Annotated in this window: 24 protein-coding genes and 2 pseudogenes; 13 read left to right on the top strand and 13 right to left on the bottom strand. The window is 63.9% G+C overall.

Going from position 1 to position 24,315, the window contains the following annotated elements:
- Window positions 1-73 precede the first annotated feature (73 nt).
- Together AC0V8S_RS12820 and AC0V8S_RS12825 are read right to left on the bottom strand one after the other, a co-directional pair.
- The gene (locus AC0V8S_RS12820; protein ID WP_475437881.1) at window positions 74-1,204 is read right to left on the bottom strand and encodes a hypothetical protein; all 1,131 of its coding nucleotides are present in this window, start codon (window positions 1,202-1,204) and stop codon (window positions 74-76) included.
- Window positions 1,205-1,210: 6 nt separating this feature from the next.
- Window positions 1,211-1,645, bottom strand: coding sequence for a hypothetical protein (locus AC0V8S_RS12825; RefSeq protein WP_475437882.1), 435 nt, complete (start codon window positions 1,643-1,645; stop codon window positions 1,211-1,213).
- A 744-nt stretch (window positions 1,646-2,389) separates the two neighbouring features.
- Here AC0V8S_RS12825 and AC0V8S_RS12830 point away from each other — a divergent pair.
- Window positions 2,390-3,328, top strand: coding sequence for a YegS/Rv2252/BmrU family lipid kinase (locus AC0V8S_RS12830; RefSeq protein WP_202353712.1), 939 nt, complete (start codon window positions 2,390-2,392; stop codon window positions 3,326-3,328).
- A gap of 93 nt (window positions 3,329-3,421) precedes the next feature.
- Here the strand turns inward: AC0V8S_RS12830 and AC0V8S_RS12835 are convergent, their stop codons facing one another.
- Genes AC0V8S_RS12835 through AC0V8S_RS12845 form a run of 3 tightly spaced genes read right to left on the bottom strand, consistent with a single transcriptional unit; the run spans window position 3,422 to window position 7,163 of the window.
- Window positions 3,422-4,339, bottom strand: a complete 918-nt coding sequence (locus tag AC0V8S_RS12835; RefSeq protein WP_475437883.1) for an NAD(P)-dependent oxidoreductase — start codon at window positions 4,337-4,339, stop codon at window positions 3,422-3,424.
- Entirely contained in the window at window positions 4,336-5,550 is a 1,215-nt protein-coding gene (locus tag AC0V8S_RS12840) for a mandelate racemase/muconate lactonizing enzyme family protein (protein WP_475437884.1), read from the bottom strand. The genes AC0V8S_RS12835 and AC0V8S_RS12840 overlap by 4 nt, the downstream gene beginning before the upstream one ends.
- Entirely contained in the window at window positions 5,547-7,163 is a 1,617-nt protein-coding gene (locus AC0V8S_RS12845) for a GMC family oxidoreductase (RefSeq protein ID WP_475437885.1), read from the bottom strand. The genes AC0V8S_RS12840 and AC0V8S_RS12845 overlap by 4 nt, the downstream gene beginning before the upstream one ends.
- A gap of 206 nt (window positions 7,164-7,369) precedes the next feature.
- On the opposite strand from AC0V8S_RS12845, the gene AC0V8S_RS12850 reads away from it, so the two are divergent.
- From AC0V8S_RS12850 to AC0V8S_RS12860, 3 genes are all read left to right on the top strand, one after another.
- Window positions 7,370-8,311 (top strand): phosphoribosylaminoimidazolesuccinocarboxamide synthase, encoded by a 942-nt coding sequence (locus AC0V8S_RS12850; protein ID WP_183462362.1) that lies wholly within the window; start codon window positions 7,370-7,372, stop codon window positions 8,309-8,311.
- Window positions 8,312-8,662: 351 nt separating this feature from the next.
- The gene (locus AC0V8S_RS12855; RefSeq protein ID WP_027044112.1) at window positions 8,663-9,058 is read left to right on the top strand and encodes an acyl-CoA thioesterase; all 396 of its coding nucleotides are present in this window, start codon (window positions 8,663-8,665) and stop codon (window positions 9,056-9,058) included.
- Window positions 9,059-9,190: 132 nt separating this feature from the next.
- A complete protein-coding gene (locus AC0V8S_RS12860; protein ID WP_475437886.1) occupies window positions 9,191-9,394 on the top strand; it encodes a hypothetical protein in 204 nt (67 codons plus the stop codon).
- 169 nt (window positions 9,395-9,563) lie between these two features.
- Here the strand turns inward: AC0V8S_RS12860 and AC0V8S_RS12865 are convergent, their stop codons facing one another.
- On the bottom strand, window positions 9,564-9,932 hold the full coding sequence (locus AC0V8S_RS12865; protein ID WP_183462358.1) for a winged helix-turn-helix transcriptional regulator: 369 nt from the start codon (window positions 9,930-9,932) through the stop codon (window positions 9,564-9,566).
- A gap of 92 nt (window positions 9,933-10,024) precedes the next feature.
- Here AC0V8S_RS12865 and AC0V8S_RS12870 point away from each other — a divergent pair, with 92 nt between their 5' ends.
- The gene (locus tag AC0V8S_RS12870; protein WP_475437887.1) at window positions 10,025-10,630 is read left to right on the top strand and encodes an NADPH-dependent FMN reductase; all 606 of its coding nucleotides are present in this window, start codon (window positions 10,025-10,027) and stop codon (window positions 10,628-10,630) included.
- A gap of 60 nt (window positions 10,631-10,690) precedes the next feature.
- On the opposite strand, the gene AC0V8S_RS12875 is transcribed toward AC0V8S_RS12870, so the two are convergent.
- Together AC0V8S_RS12875 and AC0V8S_RS12880 are read right to left on the bottom strand one after the other, a co-directional pair.
- A complete protein-coding gene (locus tag AC0V8S_RS12875) occupies window positions 10,691-11,557 on the bottom strand; it encodes an MBL fold metallo-hydrolase (protein ID WP_475437888.1) in 867 nt (288 codons plus the stop codon).
- A 10-nt stretch (window positions 11,558-11,567) separates the two neighbouring features.
- Window positions 11,568-11,975: a winged helix-turn-helix transcriptional regulator gene (locus AC0V8S_RS12880; protein ID WP_475437889.1), complete on the bottom strand. Its 408-nt coding sequence runs from the start codon at window positions 11,973-11,975 to the stop codon at window positions 11,568-11,570.
- A gap of 97 nt (window positions 11,976-12,072) precedes the next feature.
- Between AC0V8S_RS12880 and AC0V8S_RS12885 the strand changes: the two genes are divergently transcribed.
- From AC0V8S_RS12885 to AC0V8S_RS12900, 4 genes and pseudogenes are all read left to right on the top strand, one after another.
- On the top strand, window positions 12,073-13,068 hold the full coding sequence (locus AC0V8S_RS12885) for a quinone oxidoreductase family protein (RefSeq protein WP_475437890.1): 996 nt from the start codon (window positions 12,073-12,075) through the stop codon (window positions 13,066-13,068).
- A 107-nt stretch (window positions 13,069-13,175) separates the two neighbouring features.
- Window positions 13,176-13,723: pseudogene (locus AC0V8S_RS12890) on the top strand (winged helix-turn-helix transcriptional regulator).
- A complete protein-coding gene (locus AC0V8S_RS12895; RefSeq protein ID WP_475437891.1) occupies window positions 13,720-14,823 on the top strand; it encodes an HlyD family secretion protein in 1,104 nt (367 codons plus the stop codon). The pseudogene AC0V8S_RS12890 and the gene AC0V8S_RS12895 overlap by 4 nt, the downstream one beginning before the upstream one ends.
- A 7-nt stretch (window positions 14,824-14,830) precedes the next feature.
- Entirely contained in the window at window positions 14,831-16,393 is a 1,563-nt protein-coding gene (locus AC0V8S_RS12900; RefSeq protein ID WP_475437892.1) for a DHA2 family efflux MFS transporter permease subunit, read from the top strand.
- Window positions 16,394-16,432: 39 nt separating this feature from the next.
- Here the strand turns inward: AC0V8S_RS12900 and AC0V8S_RS12905 are convergent, their stop codons facing one another.
- The 4 genes from AC0V8S_RS12905 to AC0V8S_RS12920 all read right to left on the bottom strand — a co-directional run bounded on the left by AC0V8S_RS12905 (window position 16,433) and on the right by AC0V8S_RS12920 (window position 18,932).
- Window positions 16,433-16,831: a hypothetical protein gene (locus tag AC0V8S_RS12905; protein ID WP_475437893.1), complete on the bottom strand. Its 399-nt coding sequence runs from the start codon at window positions 16,829-16,831 to the stop codon at window positions 16,433-16,435.
- Window positions 16,789-17,118 (bottom strand): hypothetical protein, encoded by a 330-nt coding sequence (locus tag AC0V8S_RS12910; protein WP_475437894.1) that lies wholly within the window; start codon window positions 17,116-17,118, stop codon window positions 16,789-16,791. Before AC0V8S_RS12910 ends, AC0V8S_RS12905 begins: the two co-directional genes overlap by 43 nt.
- Window positions 17,119-17,289: 171 nt before the next feature.
- Window positions 17,290-18,531: an RNA polymerase sigma factor gene (locus tag AC0V8S_RS12915; RefSeq protein WP_475437895.1), complete on the bottom strand. Its 1,242-nt coding sequence runs from the start codon at window positions 18,529-18,531 to the stop codon at window positions 17,290-17,292.
- Window positions 18,528-18,932, bottom strand: a complete 405-nt coding sequence (locus tag AC0V8S_RS12920; RefSeq protein WP_475437896.1) for a YciI family protein — start codon at window positions 18,930-18,932, stop codon at window positions 18,528-18,530. Before AC0V8S_RS12920 ends, AC0V8S_RS12915 begins: the two co-directional genes overlap by 4 nt.
- A 199-nt stretch (window positions 18,933-19,131) precedes the next feature.
- Between AC0V8S_RS12920 and AC0V8S_RS12925 the strand changes: the two are divergent.
- A pseudogene (locus AC0V8S_RS12925) lies at window positions 19,132-20,045 on the top strand (DMT family transporter).
- Window positions 20,046-20,074: 29 nt separating this feature from the next.
- Here AC0V8S_RS12925 and AC0V8S_RS12930 read toward each other — a convergent pair.
- A complete protein-coding gene (locus AC0V8S_RS12930; protein WP_475437897.1) occupies window positions 20,075-20,965 on the bottom strand; it encodes a LysR family transcriptional regulator in 891 nt (296 codons plus the stop codon).
- A 156-nt stretch (window positions 20,966-21,121) separates the two neighbouring features.
- Here AC0V8S_RS12930 and AC0V8S_RS12935 point away from each other — a divergent pair, with 156 nt between their 5' ends.
- Genes AC0V8S_RS12935 through AC0V8S_RS12945 form a run of 3 tightly spaced genes read left to right on the top strand, consistent with a single transcriptional unit; the run spans window position 21,122 to window position 23,891 of the window.
- Window positions 21,122-22,255 carry an aldo/keto reductase gene (locus tag AC0V8S_RS12935; protein ID WP_475437898.1) on the top strand — a complete coding sequence of 378 codons (1,134 nt, stop codon included), beginning with the start codon at window positions 21,122-21,124 and terminating at the stop codon, window positions 22,253-22,255.
- Between the two features lie 38 nt (window positions 22,256-22,293).
- On the top strand, window positions 22,294-23,283 hold the full coding sequence (locus AC0V8S_RS12940; protein ID WP_475437899.1) for an aldo/keto reductase: 990 nt from the start codon (window positions 22,294-22,296) through the stop codon (window positions 23,281-23,283).
- A 14-nt stretch (window positions 23,284-23,297) separates the two neighbouring features.
- A complete protein-coding gene (locus AC0V8S_RS12945; RefSeq protein ID WP_475437900.1) occupies window positions 23,298-23,891 on the top strand; it encodes a flavodoxin in 594 nt (197 codons plus the stop codon).
- Window positions 23,892-24,315 lie beyond the last annotated feature (424 nt).

The raw sequence follows: 24,315 nt of genomic DNA on the forward strand, positions 1-24,315 counted from the left end.
GGCGGGATTTGGCCGCGATTGTGGAATGAGCATGGCGGTACGCCTGATCCTGGCCAGGCGTGGCCGAAAGGCATCAATAGTCGTAGACGTGTTCGAGTTTTGCGCCTGCTTTCATCAGCGACGGCAGCACCAGATGCAGCTTGCGCACGGCAACGACCATGCCGGTGCGGCGCGTCGAGGTGTCCGCCGGCAGCGGATAGCTGAACAGGATGCGCATGCCTTCGGGAACGGCGATCGAGTCGGTCGAGAGCACGGTCATCATGATCTCGTCATTGCCGCCGATCTCGACGAAGGAGACGCCCTTGTCGATCAGGCGCGGGATCATGTCGGTGAATACCTGATAGCGCTTGGTGACGAAGATGGTGCCGTCGGCGCCGTAATCGCGTTCCAGCAAGGTGTCGGGCTCGTTGCGGGTGGCTTCGCCGACCGGGCCCTTGGCCCAGACATGGATGTCGAGCAAGGCCGGATCGGAGGTGGCGGCGAGCGCCTTCTTGATCAGGTCGGCATAGCCCTGCTTGATGGTGTCGGCCAGACCGAAAGCGAGCTTGCGCTCGCTGATGCGGACGGAACTGTCCCCCGGCGCCGGCTGCACGGCAAACAGGCCGGCGCGTTTCTCGCCATAGGGGAACTGGTACCACGGCACCTGGTCGAGGAAGGTGGCGTAGTCGGCCGCCACCTTGGCCTGATAGATGTCGGCGGCGGTGCGCTTGGCCGATGTCGCCTCGGTGATGCGGCCGACGGTGTTCTCATAGGCCCATTGCAATATGTGCTCGATCGAGTGGCTGGTGCCGATGATGACCAGCATCTGGTGGTTGGCATAGTTGAACTTGTAGGGGGAACTGGCACGGATCACCGTCGCGTAGTCCTGCCAGAAGCGGCCGACATAGGACCAGTAGGGAAAGCTGCTCGGCTGGTCTTTGGCGACGAAGCCGGCATATTCGCGCGCGGCATAGACGATCGCCCATTCGGGGTAGGTGAGGAAGGTTGATTCTTCCGGCCTTTGGTAGCCGGGGATTTCGGCGCGGACCTTGTCGGCCAGCGCCTTGGGTGGCGCGCCGTCGGCAATGCCCGGCAGCGGCGTCTTGTCGAGCGACGGCGTGGTCAGGAAGCCGTAGCTCAGCCCGATGACCGGGATGAGGATGATGATGACGATCAGCCAGACGATCGTCTTGATGATGCGCTTCAGCCAGCGGAACAGGAACATGGCCGGTCAGGCCGTGGCGAAGTGGTCGTGTACGCGCTTCGACAGCCAGAAGCCGACATAGACGGCGAAGCCGCCAATGGCGATGTGCGGCAGGTTGGCGAAGAAGCGGGCGGGGAATTCGATGTCGTTGAGGGAGCGGAAGCCGTTGATGAAGATGCCGGCATCGAGACAGCCGGAGCCAGTGATCAGCCCGAGCACGCCATCGAACAGATAGATCGAGCCGAACAGCTTGAAATAGAAAACCGCCAGGCGGTGCGAGATGAAGGCGGCGGCCAGCGCCCAGAGGCCGGAGAAGGCGTGTAGCAGGTCATCATACCATTGCAATGAGAAGAGGCCGAACAGATTGCCGTTGGCATCGTTGAACGCCGGTATGTAACCGATGGCGACGACGCCGAAGAACAGGAAAGCATAGGCAACCGCAAGCTTCTGGATCAGCGTCATGAAGTATCCCCCTTCTACGAGCCCATTCGCAAACGGACTCTGACGACGCTGGGGATACTAACCGATTTTAGCGCGCGGTGAAGCGGTGCCGGCAAGATCGCCGGCAAAGCACATCAAGGGGTCCAAAAGACAGTCGGCGCCGGGATTTCTCCCAGCGCCTCCCTGTCAGATCAGGACACGGTCGCGGCAGCAACTTCCGTTAAGTCGTCGCGCCATGCCGGCCTTGATTTTGACGGTCCTGCCAGCCACCACCCGAAGACAGTGTCCGTTCCAGACCACGCTGGTCTTGGCCCTTGCGGGCTTTGCCCTGCGTGCCATCGAAGGTTTTTGCCGTCCTTCATGGCAGCATCGGTCCGCCGTCGGCGTTGGCACGCTTTCCGCGGCCCCGTAGGTCTCGGCTACCGTCCCTCGAAACAGGCAAGCCTGTTCTCGCTTCGGGCCGTACGGGCCTCAGGAAATCCGCCTTTCACTTTCGCCTTTCGGCTTGGCGATCAGTGGCCGCCTGAGATGGGTTTAACGTACGCCGGGTAAGGGTCTTGGGGAATGGCCCTGGGCCTGTGGATAGCGGGATTATCGGGGACCGTTTGCGAAGAACCCCGGAATTTCGGCCCCGGCTGCCTTAGACAGCCTGCCCCCGCTTTTTGGTGCTCCGACCGACAGCGCCCCTTGCTCCGCCGACGGGCGCGGGCTTCAATGCCGGCAAACGATCGGACATGGATGTCCGGCGCCGGGGAGGGCGAGTATTTGAAGGTCGGGGTGGTTCTCAATCCTATAGCCGGTGGCGGCCGGCTGAAACGGCATTGGCCTGAAGTCGCCGCTTCGCTGAAGAAGCACTTCGGCGAATTCGAGTTGCGCGAGACGCAAGCCGAGGGCGACGCCGAACGGCTTGCAATCGACCTCGCGGCCAGTGGCTTCGACCTGGTGATCGCGGCGGGCGGCGACGGCACGGCGAGCGAAGTGGCCGACGGGCTGCTGCAGGCGTCCGAAGAGGGCGGCAAGACGACCGAGCTTGGCCTGCTGCCGTGCGGCACCGGCATCGATTTCGCGCGCGGGCTCGGCCTGCCAAAGGCGGTGGACGCGACCTTGAAGCGGATTGCCACGGCCAAGGGGCGCAAGGTCGATGCCGGCCGCGTCTGCTACATCGACGACCATGGCGCGCTGGCCAGCCGCCACTTCATCAACATCGCCAGCCTTGGCCTGTCGGGCGCCACCGACCGCGCGGTCAATGCCGACAAGCGCAAGGGCAAGATGTCGGCCAAGACGCTGTTCCTGTGGCGCACCGTGGTCGAGTTCATCCGCTACCGCTTCCAGGACGTGCGGATCACCGTCGACGACGGCGCCCCGGTCGAGGCGCGCATGGCGCTGGTGGCGGTGGCCAACGGCAAATTCTTCGGCGGCGGCATGATGATCGCGCCCGACGCCGAATTGACCGACGGGGAGTTCGACATCGTCATCCTGCGCGCGGCGGGCAAGCTGAAGCTGATCTGGGATATCCGCCTGCTTTATGGCGGCCGACACCGCAACCATCCGGCCATCACCATATTGCGCGGCAAGAAAGTGGTTGTCGAACCGCTGGGTGATGTGGAAAAGAACGGCGCCTTGGTCGACATAGACGGTGAGTCGCCCGGGCGCATACCGGCAACCTTCGAGATTCTGCCCGGCGCGCTGACGCTGAGATATTGAATCAAGGCGTTGCCAGATTGATTCAAGTCGTTTCGAAACTGAATCCGGCTATCGATTCAAGCAGATGAAATTGCTTGCTTTTCCGGCTGCGGGTCAGATTTCCAATTTGGGCGGGAAGCCGGGCGCACGCAGATCGGTGCCGACCGCATCCTCGAGCAATTTGACGATCTGGGTCGACCAGGCGCCGCCGCCATAGGCCGCCTTGCCCTGCTCGAAAATCGTGTTGACGCGCGTGGCGAGGTCGAGTGGCACGCCGAAATCCTTGCCCATGCCCAGCGCGAAGCCGAGGTCCTTCAGCGCCAGGTCCATGGTGAAGCCGATGTCGTAGGAGCCGTTGAGGACGAGCTGGCTTTCGGTCTCGTGGACGAAGCTGTTGCCGGAGGAGGCAACGATGGCATGGTAGGATTGGGCGAGGTCGAGGCCACCCTGTTTGGCCAGCATCAGCGCCTCACCAGCGGCGACGAGATGGATGAAGGCCAGCATGTTGGTGATGACCTTGATCACCGCCGCCGAACCGATTGGCCCCATCAGGAAGGAGCGTGCGCACATCGCTTCGATGGCCGGTCGATGGCGTTCGTAAAGCGCGGCATCGCCGCCGACCAGAGCGGTGATTTTTCCCGCTGCCGCCAGATGCACGCCGCCAGTGACCGGGCATTCCAATGTCTCGACGCCCTTGGCCGAGGCGAGGGCGGCAAGGCGAACAATCTCGTCGCGGCCATTGGTCGACATCTCGATCCAGGTACCGCCCTTGGGCAGGCCTTCGAGCAACCCGCCGGGCCCGGCAAGCACCGCCTCGCTGACCTTGGGCGAGGGCAGGCAAGAGATGGCATTGCCCGCCCGCGCCGCTGCCTCGGCCGGGCTGTCGGCGGCGGTGGCGCCGAGCGCAACGAGACGCTCGACGGCAGCCGGGTCGCGGTCGAAGACCGTGACCGCAAAGCCGTTGCGGATCAGGCTGGCGGCAAGGTTGCCGCCGAGATGGCCGAGGCCGATGAAGGCGTAGCGTTCGCTCACGGCATCAACGGTGTCTGCATCATCTGCAGGTGCAAATCCTTGCCGGTATAGGGATGCGCATCGCAGACCGCTTCGTTGAGTTCGACGCCCAGCCCCGGCTCCTTCGACGGGATGACATTGCCGTCCTGCCACTCGATCTTCTTCTTCAGGAGCGTGGCGTGGAAACCGTCCCACTGCTTCAGCGATTCCAGGATCAGGAAATTGGGCAGTGTCACCGCCAGCTGAATGTTGGCGGCACCGACGATCGGCCCGCAGTAGCAATGCGGCGCGATCTGGATGTGGTAGGCCTCGGCCATCGCCGCGATCTTCTTGGTTTCGAGGATACCGCCGGAACGGCCAAGGTCCGGCTGCAGGATGGTCGCGGCGCGGTTTTCGATAACGCGGGCGAATTCGAACTTGGTCGTCAGCCGCTCGCCGGTGGCGATCGGGATCGAGGTCGCGCGAGCGACTTGGGCCATAACCTCCGGCATGTCGGGCGGCACCGGCTCCTCGAACCACAAGGGATCATAGGGCTCGATGGCGCGGGCCATACGCAGCGCGCCCGAGGCGGTGAACTGGCCATGCGTACCGAACAAAATGTCGGCGCGTGTGCCGACCGCCTCGCGGATCGCCTTGATCATGCGGGTGGAGACGTCGATGTCGATGAGGCGCGGCTGGTGGCCGTCGAAAGCGGTATAGGGACCGGCCGGGTCGAGCTTGACGGCATTGAAGCCCTGCTCGACATATTCGAGCGCGCAGGCAGCCGCCATTTCGGGGTCGTTGTAGACGTTCCTGCCATCCGGCGCGTCCTCGGAATGGACACTGCCGGTGTGCGGGTAGAGATAGGTGTAGGAGCGCAGCGTCTCATGCACCTGGCCGCCGAGCAGCTTGTAGACCGGCTTGTCGGCTTCCTTGCCGATAATATCCCAGCAGGCCATTTCGAGCGCCGAGAAGCAGCCCATGCCGGAGACGTCGGGGCGCTGGGTGAAGCCGGAGGAATAGGCGCGGCGGAAGAAGTTCTCGATGTCGTGCGGATCGCGGCCGACGAGATAGCGCTCGGCCATGTCCTCGACCATCTTCGCCGTGACATGGGCGGAGAAGGTGGCGTTGTAGGCTTCGCCGTAACCGACCACGCCGCCATCGGTGGTCAGCTTGACGAAGATGAAATACTTGCCGCCGATGCCTGGCGGCGGGTTGCCGACAACCCAGGTCTTGACGTCGGTGATCTTCATTTTTGGTCCTCCAGAACCAGTTCGGCGCCCTTCCACCCGGTCATGATCGAGGCGGCGTTGGTGTTGCCGGTGATGTTATCGGGAAAGATCGAGGCGTCGATGACGCGCAAGCCTTCAAGCCCGTGCACTTTCAGGCGCGGATCGACGACGGCGCGCGTGGGATCAGGCCCCATGCGGCAGGTCGAAACCGGGTGATAGACGGTGCCGGAACGTTTCCGGAAATCGGTGATCAGGTCAGCGTCCGATTGGATCGACGGGCCGGGCAGGACTTCTTCCCTGATGATTTCCGCCATGGCCGGCATCGAGGCGATCTTGCGCACGAACTTCACCGCCGCCAGCATCTCCTCGACATCGGCATTGGTGGAATAGGCGTTGGCGACGATTTTCGGATAGTCCAGCGGATTGCTGGAGCGGATCATGATCTCGCCACGGCTCGACGGGCGGCAGTTGGACAGGCCGATGGAGAAGCCCGGCCAGGGGTCGGGCGTCAGGATCGGCCGCTCGCCGCTCTTCGGGATGACGGTCGAGAAGGCCTGGAAATAGAGCTGCATGTTGGGGCGCGAGAACGCCGGGTCGGTGCGGAAGAAACCGCCGCCATGGTTCATCGACAGCGACAGCGGACCCGAGCGCGTCAGGATGTACTGCATGCCGACCAGCAGCTTGCCCCACCAGGGGCGCAGGATCTGGTTGAGCGTCGGCACCTTGCCCTTGAAAGTGTAGTTGATGCCGACATGGTCCTGCAGGTTGGCGCCGACATTCTCGTTGGCGTGGACGAGGGGGATGCCCAGTCCTTTCAAGAGTGCCGAGGGGCCGACGCCGGACAATTGCAGCAGCTGTGGCGAGTTGATCGAGCCGGCTGAGAGGATGATTTCGCGGCCGGCACGCGCCGTCTTCGTCTGGCCGTTCTGCAGATACTCGATGCCGACGGCGCGTTTGCCCTCGAACAGGATGCGGCTGGCCAGCGCATTGGTCTCGACGCGGACATTGCCGCGCTTCATCGCCGGGCGCAGGAAGGCGCGGGCGGCGGACATGCGGCGGCCGTTCTTGGTCGAGATCTGGTAGGTGCCGACGCCTTCCTGGGCCGCGCCGTTGAAATCGGGGTTGAGCGGCAGGCCGGCCTGCTGGCCGGCGGCGAGGAAGCGCTTGGTCAGCGGGTGGACGGCGTTCGCCGTTTCACTGATGTGCAGGGGACCGCCGGTGCCGCGCCATTTGTCGGCGCCGGCCTCATTGTCCTCGAGCGCCTTGAAGGCCGGCAGCAGATCGTCATAGCCCCAGCCGGGATTGCCGGCGGCGCGCCAGTCGTCGAAATCCTCGCGCGCGCCGCGGATCCACACCATGGCGTTGATCGAGCTCGAGCCGCCGAGCAGCTTGCCGCGCGGCCAGTGGTCGACATTGCCGCCAAGACCGGGATCGGCTTCCGTCTTGTAGTTCCAGTTGACCGCGGGATCGAAGAAGGTCTTGCCGTAGCCGAGCGGCATCTGCACATAGAAGCGCCGGTCGGTGCCGCCGGCCTCCAGCACCAGCACCGAAAAGCGGCCCGAAGCCGACAGTTTGTCGGCGAGCACCGAGCCGGCCGAGCCGGAGCCGACGATGATGAAGTCATAAGTCTGCATGATGGGTATTGGCGGCTCCGGAAAACTGGCCGCAGCCTAGACGCGACGGGTTCGCCGCGTCGCCGGGCCTTCCGGCATCGGTTGTGAAAAAAGCGACTGTCGTATTTGGCCAGAGTTGCGGGAAAACCCGACAATCGCGCTTGATATGCATGGGGTCGACGGCTTATGCGATGGCATCAGCCAATCCGAGGAAGTCGGGAAATCATATGCGGACCCTGTCGGATGCCTTCATTCCCGAGCTGCCGGGCCACTACAAGGGCAAGGTCCGCGAAAATTACGACCTGGCCGACGGCCGGCGCATCATCATCGCCACCGACCGTCTCAGCGCCTTCGACATCATCCTGACCTCGATCCCGTTCAAGGGCGAGATCCTCACCCAGACGGCACGCTACTGGTTCGAGGAAACCGCCGATATCTGCCCGAACCATGTGCTCGAATATCCCGACCCAAATGTCGTCGTCGGGACAAGGCTCGACATCCTGCCGGTCGAGATCGTCGTGCGCGGTTATCTCGCCGGCACCACCAGCACCTCGATCTTGACTCGCTACAAGCGCGGAGAGCGTGACATGTACGGCATGCGCCTGCCGGACGGGCTGCGCGACAATGAGAAGCTGGCCGCGCCGGTCATCACGCCGACGAGCAAGGCGGCGGATGGCGCCCATGACGAACCGCTGTCGAGGGCAGAAATCATCGAGCAGGGACTGCTCACGCAGGCGCAGTGGGACACCGTCTCGGACTATGCCTTGAGGCTGTTCGCCCGCGGCCAGGCGCGCGCCGCCCAGCGCGGCCTGATCCTCGCCGACACGAAGTACGAATTCGGCACCGACAGGAACGGGACGATCATCCTGGCCGACGAAATCCATACGCCGGACTCCAGCCGGTACTGGATCGCGGCGAGCTACGAACAGGCGCTCACAAGCGGCACGCGGCCGGAGAGTTTCGACAAGGATTTCATCCGCTCATGGGTGGCGGCACGTTGCGATCCCTACAAGGACCCGATCCCCAGGATACCGGACGAGATCGTCGAGCAGGCCTCGGGCATCTATGCGCAGGCTTACGAGGCGATTACGGGCAAGGCGTTTATGCCGGACCTGTCCGGTGGCACTGTGCTGGACCGCATCCGAGCTAACCTTGCAGGTTATTTTTGAGAGGTGCGCCTCTCAGCTGGCGCCTGGTCTTGCGCCGCGCAGTCGACCCCCACTCCGTCGAGCTTCGCTCGCCACCTCTCCCCGATCGACGGGGTAGAGGAAGGGCGCGAGCTTGGCCGGACTGGTGCCTTCCTCTCCCTCCGGAGGGGGAAAGGTGGCGCTGCGAAGCAGCGACGGAGTGGGGGAAGCCCGCTCCAAAGCCCGAAGCCGCTGAAAATCAGGCACAACCGGGCGAATGCCAAGGTTAGCCTATGGCCCATGGAGGCGAGGAAAAAGCAGCTGTGGCGCGTTGACCTGTTCCTGCAGCGGCGATACGGGGTCGATGACCATCATCTCACAAGGATTTCTCGCATGGTGCAATACGCGGAAGGACGGCCGATCGGGGATCTGACGCTGCGCACGCTGGCCATGCCTTCGGACGCCAATGCCGCCGGCGACATTTTTGGCGGCTGGGTGATGGCGCAGATGGACCTGGCCTGCGGCATCCGCGCCGCCGAGCGCGCCCGAGGCCGCGTGGTGACGGCGGCGGTCAAGGAGATGTCCTTCGCCAAGCCGATGAAGATCGGCGACACGCTGTGCATCTACACCCATGTCGAACGCGTCGGCCGCACCTCGATGACGCTGAAGGTCGAAGCCTGGGCGCAGCGCTATCTCTCCGACCTGATGGAAAAGGTCACCCACGCCGATTTCGTCATGGTGGCGCTGGACGGCGAAGGCAAGCCGAAGGCCGTTCCGGCCGAAGGTTGACGAAAGCCCGGTTCTCGCAATCCCCCGTTCTTGCAGTCCAAGAGCAATTGTAACATCGCCCGCGCGCGATGCGTTGCGCGACATCCAATGGTTGCCTTCACGCCCGATTGTGCCGGCGTTGGGGGAGAGACAATGCGTCAACACATGCTGAACAGCTGGCTCGTGGCAGCCCTTGTCGCCTTGGTCTGCCTGCTCGGCGTCACCGCCTATGCCGAAGTCAAGAACGACCTTCCGCACACGATTTGCTTGCAAGGCGGCAAGGGTGACCGGAAGTCGGCCGTGACATGCACGCCCTGCGGCACGACGCCCTGCGATGGCCTGGCGCCGAGAAGCTGAATCGCTGCCTTTGGTTCGCGATTGTCGTCGTCAAAGTAGCGTGCGTGCTGGTCTGCTCCCGGCGCTATAGAACAAAAGCTGCCAAGCTGCGTCTAGAGGGTCACGAATTCCCTGCCGCCAGGCAATTTCATGCAACGCAAAACTTCGGATCCCTTGCCGTGCAAGGGTTTCAGCCGTGCATGCCGTCGAATTTTTCGCGTGCCTCGCGCACACGCTGCGTGTTCCTGCGCGCCCATTCGCCAAGCGCGCTGACCGGTATCAACAGTTCGTGACCGAGTTCGGTCAGTTCGTAATCGACACGCGGCGGAATGGTCGGGAACACGGTGCGGGTGACGAAGCCATCGCGTTCCAGCCCGCGCAAGGTGGTGGTCAGCATCTTCTGCGAGATGCCGCCGACAGCGGCGCGCAACTCGTTGAAACGCAGCGGTCCGCCGCCAAGCTTGCCGACCACGAGCACAGTCCATTTGTCGCCGACGCGCTGCAGGATTTCCGAAATCGCGCGGCAGTCTTCGGTGTTGTGCGGGTGCCTCAGTAACAAAACGGTGCCTCCTTGCGTCGGCAGTTGACAGTATCTCATATAGCGCCGGTATCCAAACGATACCAGCTTTTTACTGGAATGGAGAGCCCCCCATGTCAAAGCCGAAAATCGCCATCATCGTCGGTTCGACGCGCGCCGCGCGCTTCGCCGATGTGCCCACCCAATGGATCGCCAAGATCGCCAAGTCGCATGCCGATATCGATGTCGAGGTCGTCGACCTCAGGGACTTCCCGCTGCCCTTCTTCGACGAAGTCGCCTCTTCCGCCTGGGTGCCGTCGACCAACGAAGTGGCGCAGCGCTGGCAGAAGAAGGTCGCCGAATATGACGGCTTCATCTTCACCGCCGCCGAATACAATCACGGCCCGACGGCCGTGCTGAAGAACGCCATCGACTACGCCGCCAACGAGTGGAACAAGAAGCCGGCCGGCTTCGTCGGCTATGGCAGCGTCGGTGGCGCCCGCGCCGTCGAGCAGCTCCGCCTCCATGCCGTCGAGCTGCAGATGGCGCCGGTCAAGTCGGCTGTTCATATCGCCTGGGGCGACTTCCTTGCCGTCCGCCAGGGCGAGAAGAAGCTGGAAGACCTCGAGCACCTGAACCAGGCGGCCACCGCGCTGGTCAACGACGTTGCCTGGTGGGCAAAGGCGCTGAAGAAGGCCCGCGATGCCGACGTGCTTGCCGAGGAAGTCAAGGCAGCCTGATCGCCTTTTGAGATTATCCTCCCAAGGGATGTGGGGCGGCGCTTGCGCCGCCCTTTCTAGTTATAGCGGCTCAAATCGAAAGCCGCCGCCGGAGCGGACGACACGGCCAATGCCGGGCGAATCCAGATGCGCGCCGGCAACGAAACAGTGATCCTCCGCCGCAAGCGTCAGCAGCCGCAACCGGCTCTCGCGCGCCTTGTCCTGATCCGTGTCGAATTCCCACGTCACCTCGGGCCGATCGAACTGAAGCGATGGGACGTGAACGGTATCGCCCCAGATCAAGATGCTCTCGCCGCCGCTCGAAGCGCGAAAGCAGCTGTGACCCACTTCATGGCCGTGAGCGCCGATCATGTCGACATATGTCCCGAGACGGTCTCCAGCTTCGAATGGTTCCGCCATGTCGTGAAATCGCTTCAGCCGTGCTTCGGTGCGGAAGAGGCCGAGTTCCTGCCTCGGAACGAGCAAGCGCGCCAGGCGTGGGAAAGCGTCTCGACCGTCGGCAAGCACAAGACCATGGATGTGGTCGAGATGCGTATGGGTGAAGCAGACGGTGCGGACTTTTCCGACATCGATGCCGGCTTCGTCCAGCGCCTGGGGAAGCCGGCCCATGGTCGGGTGCCAGGCATTCGCGGCGCCAGTATCGATCAAGATGATCTCGTTTCCATCGTCAATCGCGAAGGCGTTGACGGAGAGCCTGAGTTGACCGCCAAACAACGGGACTTGTGGCGGCAAGTCATCGCCAAACGGCTTGTCGCCGTCTTGCCGAAGCCGCCGGATCGGCATGTCGACATAGCCATCGCGCAAGGCGGTGATGCGCAGGTCGCCGAGAGTGTAGGTCCAATGAAGTTCGCCCGAAGCTATGCGGTGCATTTGCCGATCCGTCCTGTCAACATCTGAGACGGGCAGCCGGCGTCGGCAACCCATCATGCCGTTCGATTTAGGCCATCTGTGCGTGCTGCGCCTGCCGTGGCCGGATGATGCAGTCGGCGAGGCGGTGTTTTTCGTCCAGCTCGTCGGCGTGGTGCTGGCCCCACTGGCAAAGTGCCAGCAGGATCGGCTCGAGGCTGAGGCCCAGGCTGGTCGCCGAATATTCGACGCGCGCGGGCACTTCGGCGAAGATCTCGCGGCTGACAAGGCCGTGTTCCTCCATTTCGCGCAGCTGCTGGATCAGCACTTTCTGGGTGATGCCTGGCATCATCGTCTTCAGCGCCGACAGCCGCCTTGGACCATCGAAGAGGTGGTAGAGAATGACCGCCTTCCAGCGCCCGGCGATCACTTTCAGCGCCCGCTCAGCCGGCAGCATCGGTAATCTCTTGATCGGCATTTTCGTGGGCGAGCCGGCCATGGTCACCTCCTGGTCAGCAGGGGAGAAATGAGTGTGTAGTCGCGGCTTCGCAGATAGTGGCAAACCACCGCCGATGCCAGTGCGATCGGAGCTTGCCATGAAAGCCGTTCAATTCAGCCGCTTCGGCGGTCCCGAGGTGCTCGAGGTCGTCGAGCTGCCGGCGCTGGTGCCACAGGCCGGCGAGGTACTGATCCGCGTTCACGCGGCGGGAATAAACTTCTTCGAGGTGCTGATGCGCGCGGACCGTTACGCGGTGACGCCGCAACTGCCGATGTTTCCCGGCGTGGAAGTGGCGGGCGTCGTGGAAGCCGTCGGGCAAGGGGTGGATGCGGCACTGCTGGGGAGGCGTGTCGCGGCACCGCTGTTTGCCTCGCAGCGTCCTTATGGCGGGTATGCCGAGCAGGTGGTGATATCGGCCGATCTCGCCGTGCCGCTGCCGGATGACGTCTCGTTCGAAGACGCGACAGCGCTGATGGTGCAGGGGCTGGCAGCGCTGCATCTGCTGCGCCAGAGCTCGCCTCAGGGCAAGTCGGTGCTGGTGCCGGCCGCCGCCGGTGGCGTTGGATCGCTGCTTGTCCAGCTTGCAAGGGTGAGGGGCGCGAGCAAGGTGATCGCGGCTGCCGGCGGCGCGGGCAAGATCGAGCTTGCTTTGTCGCTCGGCGCTGATGTGGCCATCGACTATACCGGGCCGGACTGGCCCGCGCGCGTCCGCGCGCTGACAGGCGGAGCGGGCGCCGACATCATCTACGACACCGTTGGCGGCGCGCTGACGGCGCAGTCGCTGCAGGCTTTGGCGCCTGGTGGCGAACTGGTCTTTGCGGCGCTCGGCCGCTATGGGCTCGCTGCTTCCGATCTGGAAGCCATGATCGGCCGCAACCAGTCGCTGAGGGGTTTCGCGTTGCTGCCGCTGCTGCCACCGGATGTGCTGCGGGCCAGCCTGTCCGAGCTGTTCCAACTGGCCGCGAGCGGCCGGCTGCGCGTCGCGATCGGCGGCCGTTTCCCGCTCGACCAGGCCGGCGAAGCGCACCGGCTGCTGGACGAGCGACGCTCGACCGGCAAGGTGGTGCTGGTGGCTGACGGACTCGGCCAATGATGCAATCACTGCTCGCGGCCGAAAGCTTCCATGGTCGCATCCGACTGACTTGCATAATGCAACTAACTCGGCTATGAGTCACTTTCATATTGAAAGAGACTCCGGCCATGGTTGCCAAAACAAGCTTCGAAACCCGCCCGTGCCCCATCGCGCGCAGCCTTGACGATGTCGGCGAATGGTGGAGCATCCTATTGCTCAGGGACGCATTTCAGGGCCTGACGCGCTTCGACCAGTTTCAAAAGAGCCTGGAGATCGCGCCCAACATTCTGACGCGCCGGCTGAACAGCCTGGTCGAGCGCGGCCTGTTCGAAAAGCGCGCCTACTGCGAACGGCCGCTTCGCCATGAATATGTGCTGACCGCCAAGGCGCGCGATTTCCGTCCAGTGCTGCTCTCCCTGCTCGCCTGGGCAACAAGCATCTTGCGCCCGAAGGCCCGAGCCTGGTCGTGGTGGACAAGGCTGACGGGCGCTGGGCCGAGCCCGTGCTGGTCGACCGCCAGACCGGCAGGGAACTCGACGGCGAGGGCTTCACCCTGGCGACGGCCCCCAGGGCCACCGATCGCATGCGGCAGCGCTATCGCTTCAGCAGCGAGGGCACGGGCCTGCCGCTCATCGACAATGTCGATCAAAGCCGCGACGAGGCGCGGGGCAAATGAACAAGGTTCTCTCCGCCGCCGAGTTGCAGCCGGCGCAGCCATCGGTCGTCCAGATTCCCGCACCCGCCAAAAGCCGCCGCAAGCCGTTGGTCATGCTGGGCGCCGCGATCGCGATCGGCGTCGCCGGCTGGTATGGTTTTCAGTGGTGGCAGGCCGGCCGCTTCCTCGTCTCCACCGACGATGCCTATGTCGGCGGCAATGTCACGCCGCTGGCGCCACGTGTCGCCGGGCATATCGATCAGATCCTCGTCGAGGACAACCAGCATGTCGCCGCCGGCCAGCTCATCATCCGCATCGACGACCGGCCGTTCAAGGCGGCGGTGGAGCGTGCGCAGGCATCCGTCCAGCAGCAGCAATCGGCCCTCGACAATCTTCGCGCGCAGGTCTCGCTGCAGAATTCGCTGATCGAACAGGCGCAGGCTGATCTCGAAGCCAAGAGTGCGGCTGCTACTTTCACCACCCAGGACGCGCAACGCTATGCGGTGCTGGCCAGCACCAGGGCCGGCACGCAGCAGGACGCGCAGAGAAGTCTTGCCGCCGACAGCCAGGCGAAGGCGTCGGTTGCCGCCTCTCGCGCCGGGCTCGCAGCGGCCAGGCAACAGCTCGATGTGCTCAACACGCAGATCTCGGAAGCCTCCGCCGCCGTTTTGGCCGCCAAGGCCGATCTCGACACGGCTGAGCTCGATCTCGGCTTCACGCAGATCCGCGCTCCGATCGACGGCCTCGTCGGCAACCGGCTGGCGCAGATCGGCACCTATGTCTCGCCGGGCAGTTACCTCCTGACGATCGTTCCGCAGACAGGGCTGTGGGTCGACGCCAATTTCAAGGAGGACCAGCTGCGCAGCATGGCCGACGGCCAGGCGGCGACGGTCTATACCGACATCGCGCCCGACGCGCCGCTGAAAGGACATGTCACCAGCCTGGGACCGGCGACCGGGGCGATCTTCAGCGTCATCCCGGCGCAAAACGCCACCGGCAATTTCACCAAGATCGTCCAGCGCGTTCCCGTCCGCATCACCATTGACCCGGACCAGGCGCGGCAGGTCGCGTTGCGGCCTGGTCTGTCAACCGTCGTGACCGTCGATACCGCGTCGCGCTGAGGACGCCATGCCAGAGCGCGCCGCCCCGCAATCCTTCTTCGTCAGCATACTGCCGTTCATGGTGATGTGCGTGGGGATGTTCATCGCGCTTCTCGACATCCAGATCGTCGCCTCCTCGCTGCAGGATATTGGTGGCGGCCTCTCGGCGGCGCAGGACCAGATCGGCTGGGTGCAGACCTCCTATCTGGTGGCGGAAATCATCGTCATCCCGCTGTCGGGCTGGCTCACCCGGGTGTTCTCGACACGCTGGCTGTTCACCATCTCGGCGGCCGGCTTCACGCTGGCCAGCATGCTGTGCGGCTTCGCCTGGAGCATCGAAAGCATGATCGTGTTCCGGGCACTGCAGGGGCTGCTCGGCGCGTCGATGATCCCGACGGTGTTCACGTCGTCGTTCCATTATTTCCAGGGTCCCAGACGGGTCTACGCGGCCGCGGTGGTCGGCAGCATCGCCTCGATCGCGCCGACGCTGGGACCCGTCATCGGCGGCTGGATCACCGACACGTTGAACTGGCACTGGCTGTTCTATGTCAACGTCATTCCAGGCACCATCATCACCATCCTCGTGGCATTGCTGGTCAAGATCGACAAGGCCGATCCGTCACTGCTGAAGGGCGCGGACTATATCGGCATCGTGCTGATGGCGGTCAGTCTCGGCACGGCGGAATATGTGCTGGAAGAGGGCTCGCGCTGGAACTGGTTCGACGATGCCACAATCCGCAACGGCGCTATCGTCGCCTGCATCACCATGGTCCTTTTCGTTATCCGCAGCCTGACCTACTCGCAGCCGGTGGTCGATTTCCGCGCCTTCGGCAATCGCAATTTCGCCATTGGCTGCTTCCTCTCCTTCGTCACCGGCATCGGCATCTTCGCCACGATCTATCTGACGCCGCTGTTCCTCGGCTATGTCAGGGGCTACGACGCCTTCCAGACCGGGGTGGCGGTGTTTTCCACCGGTGTCGCCTCGATGGTCGGCGTGCCCGTCTACATCTTTCTCGCCAAGCGCTTCGACACGCGCTGGCTGATGATGTTCGGCCTGGCATCCTTCGGCGCCTCGATGTGGAGTTTTAGCGCCATCACCAGCCAGTGGGGTGCTGCCGAGCTTCTGATCCCGCAACTGTTCCGCGGCTTCCCGCAGGTCTTTGCGGTGGCGCCAAGCGTCAATCTCGGCCTTGGCAGCTTGCCGCCGGAACGGCTGAAATATGCCAGCGGCCTGTTCAACACGATGCGCAATCTCGGCGGTGCCGTCGGCATCGCCATTTGTGGCGCGATCCTGAACGACCGCACCAACTTCCATTTCCTGACCATCGCCTCGCATCTGACGCCGCAGAACGAGGCCGCGATGCGGCTCGTCGATACTGTCGGCCAGCGCTACGGACAATTGCCCGGCGCCATTGCGGACGGTCATACCGCCGCGCTGAAGCAGCTGTGGCAACTGGCCTATCGCGAGGCTTCGACCATGGCCTATGCCGATGCGTTCCTGGTGATCATGGTCGCTTTCGTCATCGCGACGGCGCTCGTTCCGTTCCTGCGCAACGTCGCGCCGAAGCCTCTGCCTCCCGGCGCACATTGAGGCGCGCCCGGGTTTTCCGGGTATCGGCTCTTCAGCGATTCATCTCGATGCGCCGGCGTCGGTGTCGGTCCTTTTGCCGAAAGCCTGCCAGCGAGCCTCGACTTCGGCGCGAAGCTGCTCGCCGTTGGTGGAGAGCACTTTGTGGGGCAGCGCGACGAACCGTTTGCCATCCTGGGCTGGGAAAATGTTGCCCAGGCGCGAGGCCGTGAGGTTAGGGGCGAATGTGAAGGTCGCCAGACCGATGCCGAACCGCTTTGACCCCCTGCTGTTTCGGTAGACAGCCCTCCACAGAGGCATGATGGTTTCATCCATGAACGCCTCGGAAACCTGCAGCGCGGTGACATCCCGGTACTGGTCTTTGCCCCAGCGATACCAAGACGTGCCCCATCGCCTCTTCACAACCTCGAAGGTAATGTCGAGCCAGGAAATGCCCTCCACCTCCCGCCAGGGGACGTCGAGAAGACATAGCCGTCGAGATTGAGGCGCAATCCGGCCGGCGACAGCAGCAAAAATGGCTCGGCGGTCAGCCATCCGTTCGTTTGCCAGACAAGCACAACGGCGGCCAAAGCCGCCACCGGAAGACCCAATAGCCAGTTCTTGGTCCCGAAGGCGACGATGAGCCCGACGACGAGAACAAGCGCCGAGAAGGCGATGTATTTCAATGCGGTCTTGCCGCTGCCATAGGCAATGATCTGGTTGACGTCTTGTGCCTGGACTGAACTCAAGGCTCGCCTCCCATGGCCGCACGACCTTGCAGGCGAGAGCCGCCGCCAAGACAGTCATGAACGATACAGGCTGACCATCGGCCCAACAAGCCCAGCGCTGAACCGCACAGGTGTCGATGGTGGCGTCCGCGTCGCCGCACCGCTCGCGGTGGGGACCGAGGGCAAGCGTGCCTAGTCCCCTGCGCGCGCCAGCAACAGCGCACGCTCCCTGTCATTGCCGGTCAACTGGGCGGCCTGGCGGAACGCGGCGCGGGCTTCCGCCTGATGTCCCAGTTTCTCCAGAAGATCGCCGCGCACCGTGGGCAAGAGGTGCGAGTCCTTCAGGCGTGGTTCGTCTCTCTGCGCATCAGCAATGGCGAGACCCTGTGCCGGGCCGAAGGCCATGCCGACGGCCACCGCCCGGTTGATTTCGACGATGGGCGAGGGGGCCGCCAAAGCGAGCGCCTGATAATAGGCCGATATCGCGATCCAGTCGGTGTCGGCGGCAGTAGCCGCGCGGCTATGGCAGGCGGCGATCATCGCCTGCAGGAGATGGGGGCCGGGTGTCGGCGTCAGGGTCATGGCGCGGTTCAGGCCGTCGAGGCCGCGTTGGATGAGCGACCAGTTCCATCGGGAGCGGTCCTGGTCGAGCAGCAGGATCGGTTCGCCCGCTTTGCCGGTGCGGGCGGGAAAGCGCGAGGCGTTGAGCTCCATCAGCGACACCAGCCCCTGCACCTCGGGCTCATCAGGCATCAGCGCCGCCAGCGAACGGCCAAGGCGCAGTGCCTCGCCGCAGAGATCGGCGCGCAGCCAGTCCGGCCCGGTGGTCGCCACATAGCCCTCGTTGAAGACGAGATAGACCACCTCGAGCACGGCTGCGAGGCGTTCCCGCCGCTCTTGCCCGCGCGGTGTCTCAAACGGGATGGCGGCATCGCGCAGTGCCCGCTTGGCGCGCACGATGCGCTGGGCGACCGTGGCTTCGGGCACCAGGAAGGCGCGGGCGATCTGTGGCGTCGACAGTCCGCCCAGCAGGCGCAGGGCGAGAGCCGCGCGCTGCTCGGCCGGCAACAAGGGATGGCAAGCGGTGAAGATCAGCCGCAAAAGGTCGTCGTCGATATCCTCGTCGAGCGCGGCCTCGATGTCGGGCATCTCGCGTTCCAGTTCGGCAAGGTCGATGGCGAGTTCGCGGTGCTTGCCGTCGATCATGGTGGTGCGGCGCAGCCGGTCGAGCGCCCGGTTCTTGCCGACCTCAGTCAGCCAGGCGGCCGGGTTGCGCGGGATGCCCTCCCGGGGCCAGCGCTCCAGCGCCAGCAGGAAGGCATCGCCGGCGACCTCCTCGGCCAGCCCGATATCCCTGAGATAACGGACGAGCCTGGCGGTGAGCTTCGGCTGCTCGATCCGCCAGACCGCTTCGATGGTGGCTGTGGCCGTCAACCCATCAGCTCGCCAAAACCTTCCGCCGCCTTCTGGACGTCCTCGGGGAAATCGCTGATTTCAAAGACGCGGCGAACTTCGATCAGGTCATTTTCGCCTGCGGGGCAGCGGCGGGCCCATTCGACGGCTTCTTCACGTGAGCGCACGTCAATCACCCAATAGCCGCCCAGCACTTCCTTGACCTCGGCGAACGGCCCGTCGGTGACAACAGGCTTGCCGGCCTTGAAGCTGACCCGCGCTCCCTCGGACGGCGGATGCAGCCCGTCGAGCGCCAGCAACACGCCGGCCTTCTTCAGCTCCTCATTGTATCGCATCATCCCCTCCACCGCCTTGGCGTCGGGCCTGACGTCGGGCGCCGCCTCCGCGTAGCCGCCGGGGATCATCAGCATCATGAACCGCATGGTCTTCTCCTTGGTTGGGTTGGTTCGATGATACGACGAACGGGCCATGGCGAAATCGACAGGCGTTACAAAAAAGTTCGGATCTCCAATCACGCCACAAACCGACATGGTTGGACCGCCATATGGGCGAGGCTGCCATCTGGCCCTGCCAGTTTGCCCTGATATGTCAGCCTGCATCCATCACTTAGAGTAAGCCCGCGTGAAATCATCCAGCCTGGCCGGCGCAATCTCCCCCACGATCCCGGTGCTCGTATGCGTGTTCGGCATCTTCCTCTTGTCCGGCATGGATGCGGCGATGAAGGTGCTGGTCATCGCGGTCGGCGTCTACAACACGGTGCTGTGGCGCAGCATGCTGGCGACCGTGGTCGCGGGCGCGGGCTGGCTGGCAGGGCCGCGCTCGCTTCCTGCGCCCTCGGTTCTGAAGCTGCATGCGCTGCGCGCCGCGATTGTCGGCATTGTCCTGCTGTGCTTCTTCTGGGGTCTTGCGAGGCTGCCGCTGGCGGAGGCGATCGGGCTTAGTTTCGTGGCGCCGCTGTATGCGCTCCTGCTGGCCGCGCTGCTTCTGGGCGAAAGGATACAGCGCAAGGCGATCTGGGCCTCGCTCGCCGGCATTGCGGGCGTTGTCATCATCGTGGCCGGACAGTTCGGCACACAAGCTACGCCAGAGATGCCTTGCTCGGCACAGCGGCGGTGCTCGTCTCGACGGTGTTCTATGCCTACAATCTGATCCTGGCGCGACGACAGGCGCTGCTGGCCAAGCCCATTGAGATCATGCTGTTCCAGAACCTTGGCGTTGCAGTCATGCTCGGGCTTGCAGCCCCCTGGCTCGCCATTGCGCTGCCCAGCAATCTCTGGCTTCCGCTCGCAGGCGTAACGGCCCTGTCGCTCGCCGGTCAGTTCCTGATGAGCTGGGCCTATGCGCGTGCCGAAGCGCAATATCTGATCCCGACGGAATACTCGGCCTTCATCTGGGCGATCGCGCTCGGGTGGTTCTTCTTCGACGAGGCGGTGACCTGGACCACGCTTGCGGGCGCCGGCCTTATCGTCGCCAGCTGCCTGATCGCCGCACGCTCGAATCCCAGGCTTGCTGAGCCGATCGAAGTCGCGGTTTGATCAGGCCGAACGCATATGCGCGGCATCCGTCAGATATTCCGGTGCCGCAGAACGTCCACCAGCAGGGATAGGGCCGGCGACGTGTGCCGTCGGCTTGGATAATAGAGGTGGTAACCAGGGAAATAGGGGCACCAGTCTTCCAGGACGCGGATGAGCCGCCCCGTCGAGACGTAGGGGAGGACTTGGTCCTCCGGCATGTAGGCGAGCCCCAGCCCATCCAGGGCGGAACTCAGGCGCATGCCCAGGCTGTTGAACACAAGCTGGCCGTCGCCGCGGACCTTGACCTCCCGGCCATCCTTCTCCAACTCCCATGGAAACAGTCCGCCGTGGGTCGGCAGCCGCATGTTGATGCATTTGTGCGCGGCGAGGTCGTGCGGCGTTTCCGGCACGGGAAACCGCGCGAAGTAGGCCGGTGAACCGACCACCGCCATGCGGATGTCGGGGCCGATGCGGACCGCCACCATGTCCTTCGCGACCTGCTCGCCCATGCGCACGCCGGCGTCGTAACCCTCCGCGACAATGTCAGTCAGGCCGTAGTCGATGATGATCTCGACCTGCACGTCCGGATGATCCGGCAGGAACCGCTTGAGGGCCGGCTGCAGCACGGAAATCGCCGGATGCTCGCCGGCGGTGACGCGCACGGTTCCAGCCGGTTTCTTGCGCAGCTCGTTCAAGGTCGCCAGTTCGGCCTCGATCTCCTCGAAGCGGGGCGCCAGGGTGCGTAACAGCCGCTCGCCGGCCTCGCTCGGCGCAACACTGCGCGTGGTCCGCGTCAGCAGCCGCAGTCCGACACGCTCCTCGAGATTGCGGATGGTCTGGCTGAGCGCCGAGGGTGACACACCGAGCTTTGCCGCGGCACGCGTGAAGCTCCGTTCCCGGGCCACGGCTGCAAAAGCGGCAAGATCGTTGAAGTTCTGCATGGGTATTTGTTAGCTCAGCTAACAGAGCCATACGGATTATAGCGCATTATCGCAAGGTACCACATCCCCTATCTTATGCGCATGCCGTGGCCTGCAGCAGGGTCCGAACGCAATTTCAGAGAAGGACGAGGAAAGATGGCAAGCGAACATATGAGAATGGGGCGCCGTGGCTTTCTGAGCGCGGCGGGAAGTCTGGCGGCGGTGCCGCTTCTCGCCGCCACCGGTTCGCAGGCTCAGGCAACCGCTCAGGCGACAGGCCTCAATGGCACACAATCTTTGAGCGGACGGCGCAAGCTTGGCTCGCTGGAGGTCTCCGCCATCGGCCTCGGTGTCCAGAACATGAGCCGGACCTATCAGACAATCATTCCGCCGCGGCCGGAGATGATCAACATCATCCGCACGGCCTTCGACCGGGGCGTCACCTTCTTCGACGCCGCCGAGGCTTACGGTCCCCACGAGGTGGAGCGCATCCTCGGTGAAGGCGTCGCGCCGTTCCGTGACCGCGTGGTGATCACATCGAAGTTCGGCTGGAACATCGACCTGGAAACGGGCAAGCGGCTCCCGGGGCTCAACAGCCGGCCGGACCACATCAAACTTGCCGTCGAGGGCATGCTGAAGCGGCTTCGCACCGACCGCATCGATCTGCTTTATCAGCACCGGGTCGATCCGCAGGTTCCGATCGAGGACGTCGCCGGCGCGGTCAAGGATCTGATGGCGCAGGGCAAGGTCCTGCACTGGGGCCTGTCCGAAATGGGACTGAAGACACTGCGCCGCGCGCATGCCGCGCTGCCGGTCACGGCCGTCCAGAGCGAATATTCGATGCTATGGCGCGGACCCGAACGCGAAGTCCTTCCGCTTTGCCAGGAACTCGGCATCGGTTTCGTGCCGTGGAGCCCGCTTGGGGTGGGGTTCCTGACCGGCGCCGTCGACGCCAACACGCGGTTCGCCGAAGGCGACATCCGCAGGGTGGAGACCCGCTTCGCGCCGGACAACCTGCCGCACAATCTGGCGCTGGTGGACCTGCTTAAGAGCTGGGCCGAGCGGAAGCAGGCCAGGCCCGCGCAGATCGCGCTCGCCTGGCTGATGGCTCAGAAGCCGTGGATCGTGCCCATTCCCGGCACGACGCAGATGCCGCACCTTCTCGACAATATCGGCGCCGCCTCGGTCCGGTTCACATCGGACGAACTGGTGGGACTCAATGCCGCGGTCGCGTCAATTCAGATCCAGGGGGCACGCCTTCCCGATAGCGTCCTCGTGTTCTCCGGCGTGGAAGCGCCGGAGAAGGCCTGAGCCGCGCTTGCTCCCGAACAATCACAAGGAAGATCACCATGAAAACCAGAAAAATCGGGGACCTCGAAGTTTCCGCCCTTGGCCTCGGCTGCATGAGCATGAGCTCCGCTTACGGCCCACCTGCCGACAAGGCCGAGATGATCAAATTGATCCGCGCCGCCCATGATCGTGGCGTCACCCTGTTCGATACGGCCGAAGCCTATGGACCCTTTGCCAATGAGGACCTCGTGGGCGAGGCACTGGTCCCCATTCGCGACCAGGTGGCCATAGCCACCAAGTTCGGCTTCGACATCGATCTCGTGACAGGTGCCCGCAGTGGCGGCACCAACAGCCGGCCCGAGCACATCAGGCAGGTGGCGGAGGCCAGCCTCAAGCGGCTGAAAACCGACCGCATCGACATCTTCTACCAGCACCGTGTCGACCCCGATGTGCCGATCGAGGATGTGGCGGGTGCTCTCAAGGACCTCATCGCCGAAGGCAAGGTCAAGCATTGGGGGTTGTCGGAAGCGGGTACCCAGACCATTCGCCGGGCGCATGCGGTGCAGCCACTGGCAGCCATCCAAAGTGAATATTCGCTGTTCTACCGCGGCGCCGAAGCCGAGATCCTGCCGTTGTGCGAGGAACTCGGCATCGGCTTCGTCCCGTTCAGCCCGCTGGGCGCGGGGTTCCTGACCGGCAAGATCGACGAGAACACCAAGTTCGACGCCACGGACTTCCGCAACCTTGTGCCGCGCTTCTCGCCGGAGGCGCGCAAGGCCAACATGGCGCTGGTCGAGGTCGTGAAATCCGTCGCCGGGCGCATAGGTGCCACACCTGCCCAGGTCGCACTCGCCTGGCTGCTCGCGCAGAAGCCCTGGATCGTTCCGATCCCCGGCACCACCAAACTGCACCGTCTGGGGGAGAATCTCGGCGCGGTCGACGTCACGCTCACGGTGCAGGACCTGGGGGAACTCGCCGACGCGCTGGCGAAGATCGAGGTTCAGGGTGAACGTCTGCCTGAAGCGGGACTGAAGATGACCGGGCTGTGAGTGGGGTCTGAACCGTGACCGATACCGACAAGCCGACCCGACGGGACATCCTCATGTCATCCCTGCTATTGCCACTCACGGCCGACGTCGCGGTATCGGCCACAGAGGCCGAAGCCGCGCCGTCGGCCGACGGCAAGTCGCTGGTGGCGTTCTTCACGCGGAGCGGGAATACAAGTGTCATCGCGGGGCAGATCAGCCGTGCCGTGCCGGCCGAACTCTTCGAGATCGCGCCGGCCACACCTTATCCGGCCGACTACTTCGAGACTGTCGAGCAGGCGCGGCGGGAGCGCGATCGCGGCTACCGGCCGCCGCTCCGGTCCCAGCTTCCGAGCATCGCGGCTTATGCGACGGTGTTTCTGGGGTTCCCGATTTGGGGCGAAACCGCGCCGCCTGTCATACGCTCTTTCCTTGCGTTCCACGACCTGGCGGGAAAAACCATCGTACCGTTCATCATGCATGGCGGCTTCGGCCCGGGTGACAGCCTGGACGTTGTGGCCAGTCACGCCCCCCAATCGCGCCTGATCAAGGGCTTCACCATGCAAGGGCCGCAGGAACGCCAGACCATCGAGCGCGTCGCCCAGTGGCTGAAGACGTTGGATGTTGATTAATTGGCAGTAGCGATAGTGGAGTGCCCGCACCGCCTCGCGATGGGCACCGGGCAGGCGGGTGGCCGTCAGCTTGTCGATGCGGCCGTCGAGGTCGACCATTTCGAAGCGCCATCCCGGCGTCTCGACGCATTGTTGCCAGAGCGGCAATTGCGCCACCCCATCAAAAAGCAGGGAGCGCTTCTGTGTGAACTGGACCAAATATATTCGTAAGTAGATCGCTGTCTTCTATAAAATTTTATTAAATATTTCGTCGGTCAAATTACGGTCTGTAGACCATTCATCGGGTTGTTGTGCCTCCAGTCCGGAAAACGTCACTGAATAGTCGATGTAATGGTGAACTATGTGCCAAGCTTCTGGAACGCTATCGTGAATGGCAGTTTTGGTCCGGATGCGGCCACCTGGAATCGAACGATCCAGGCAGGCG

This window comes from Mesorhizobium oxytropidicola (assembly GCF_056174625.1).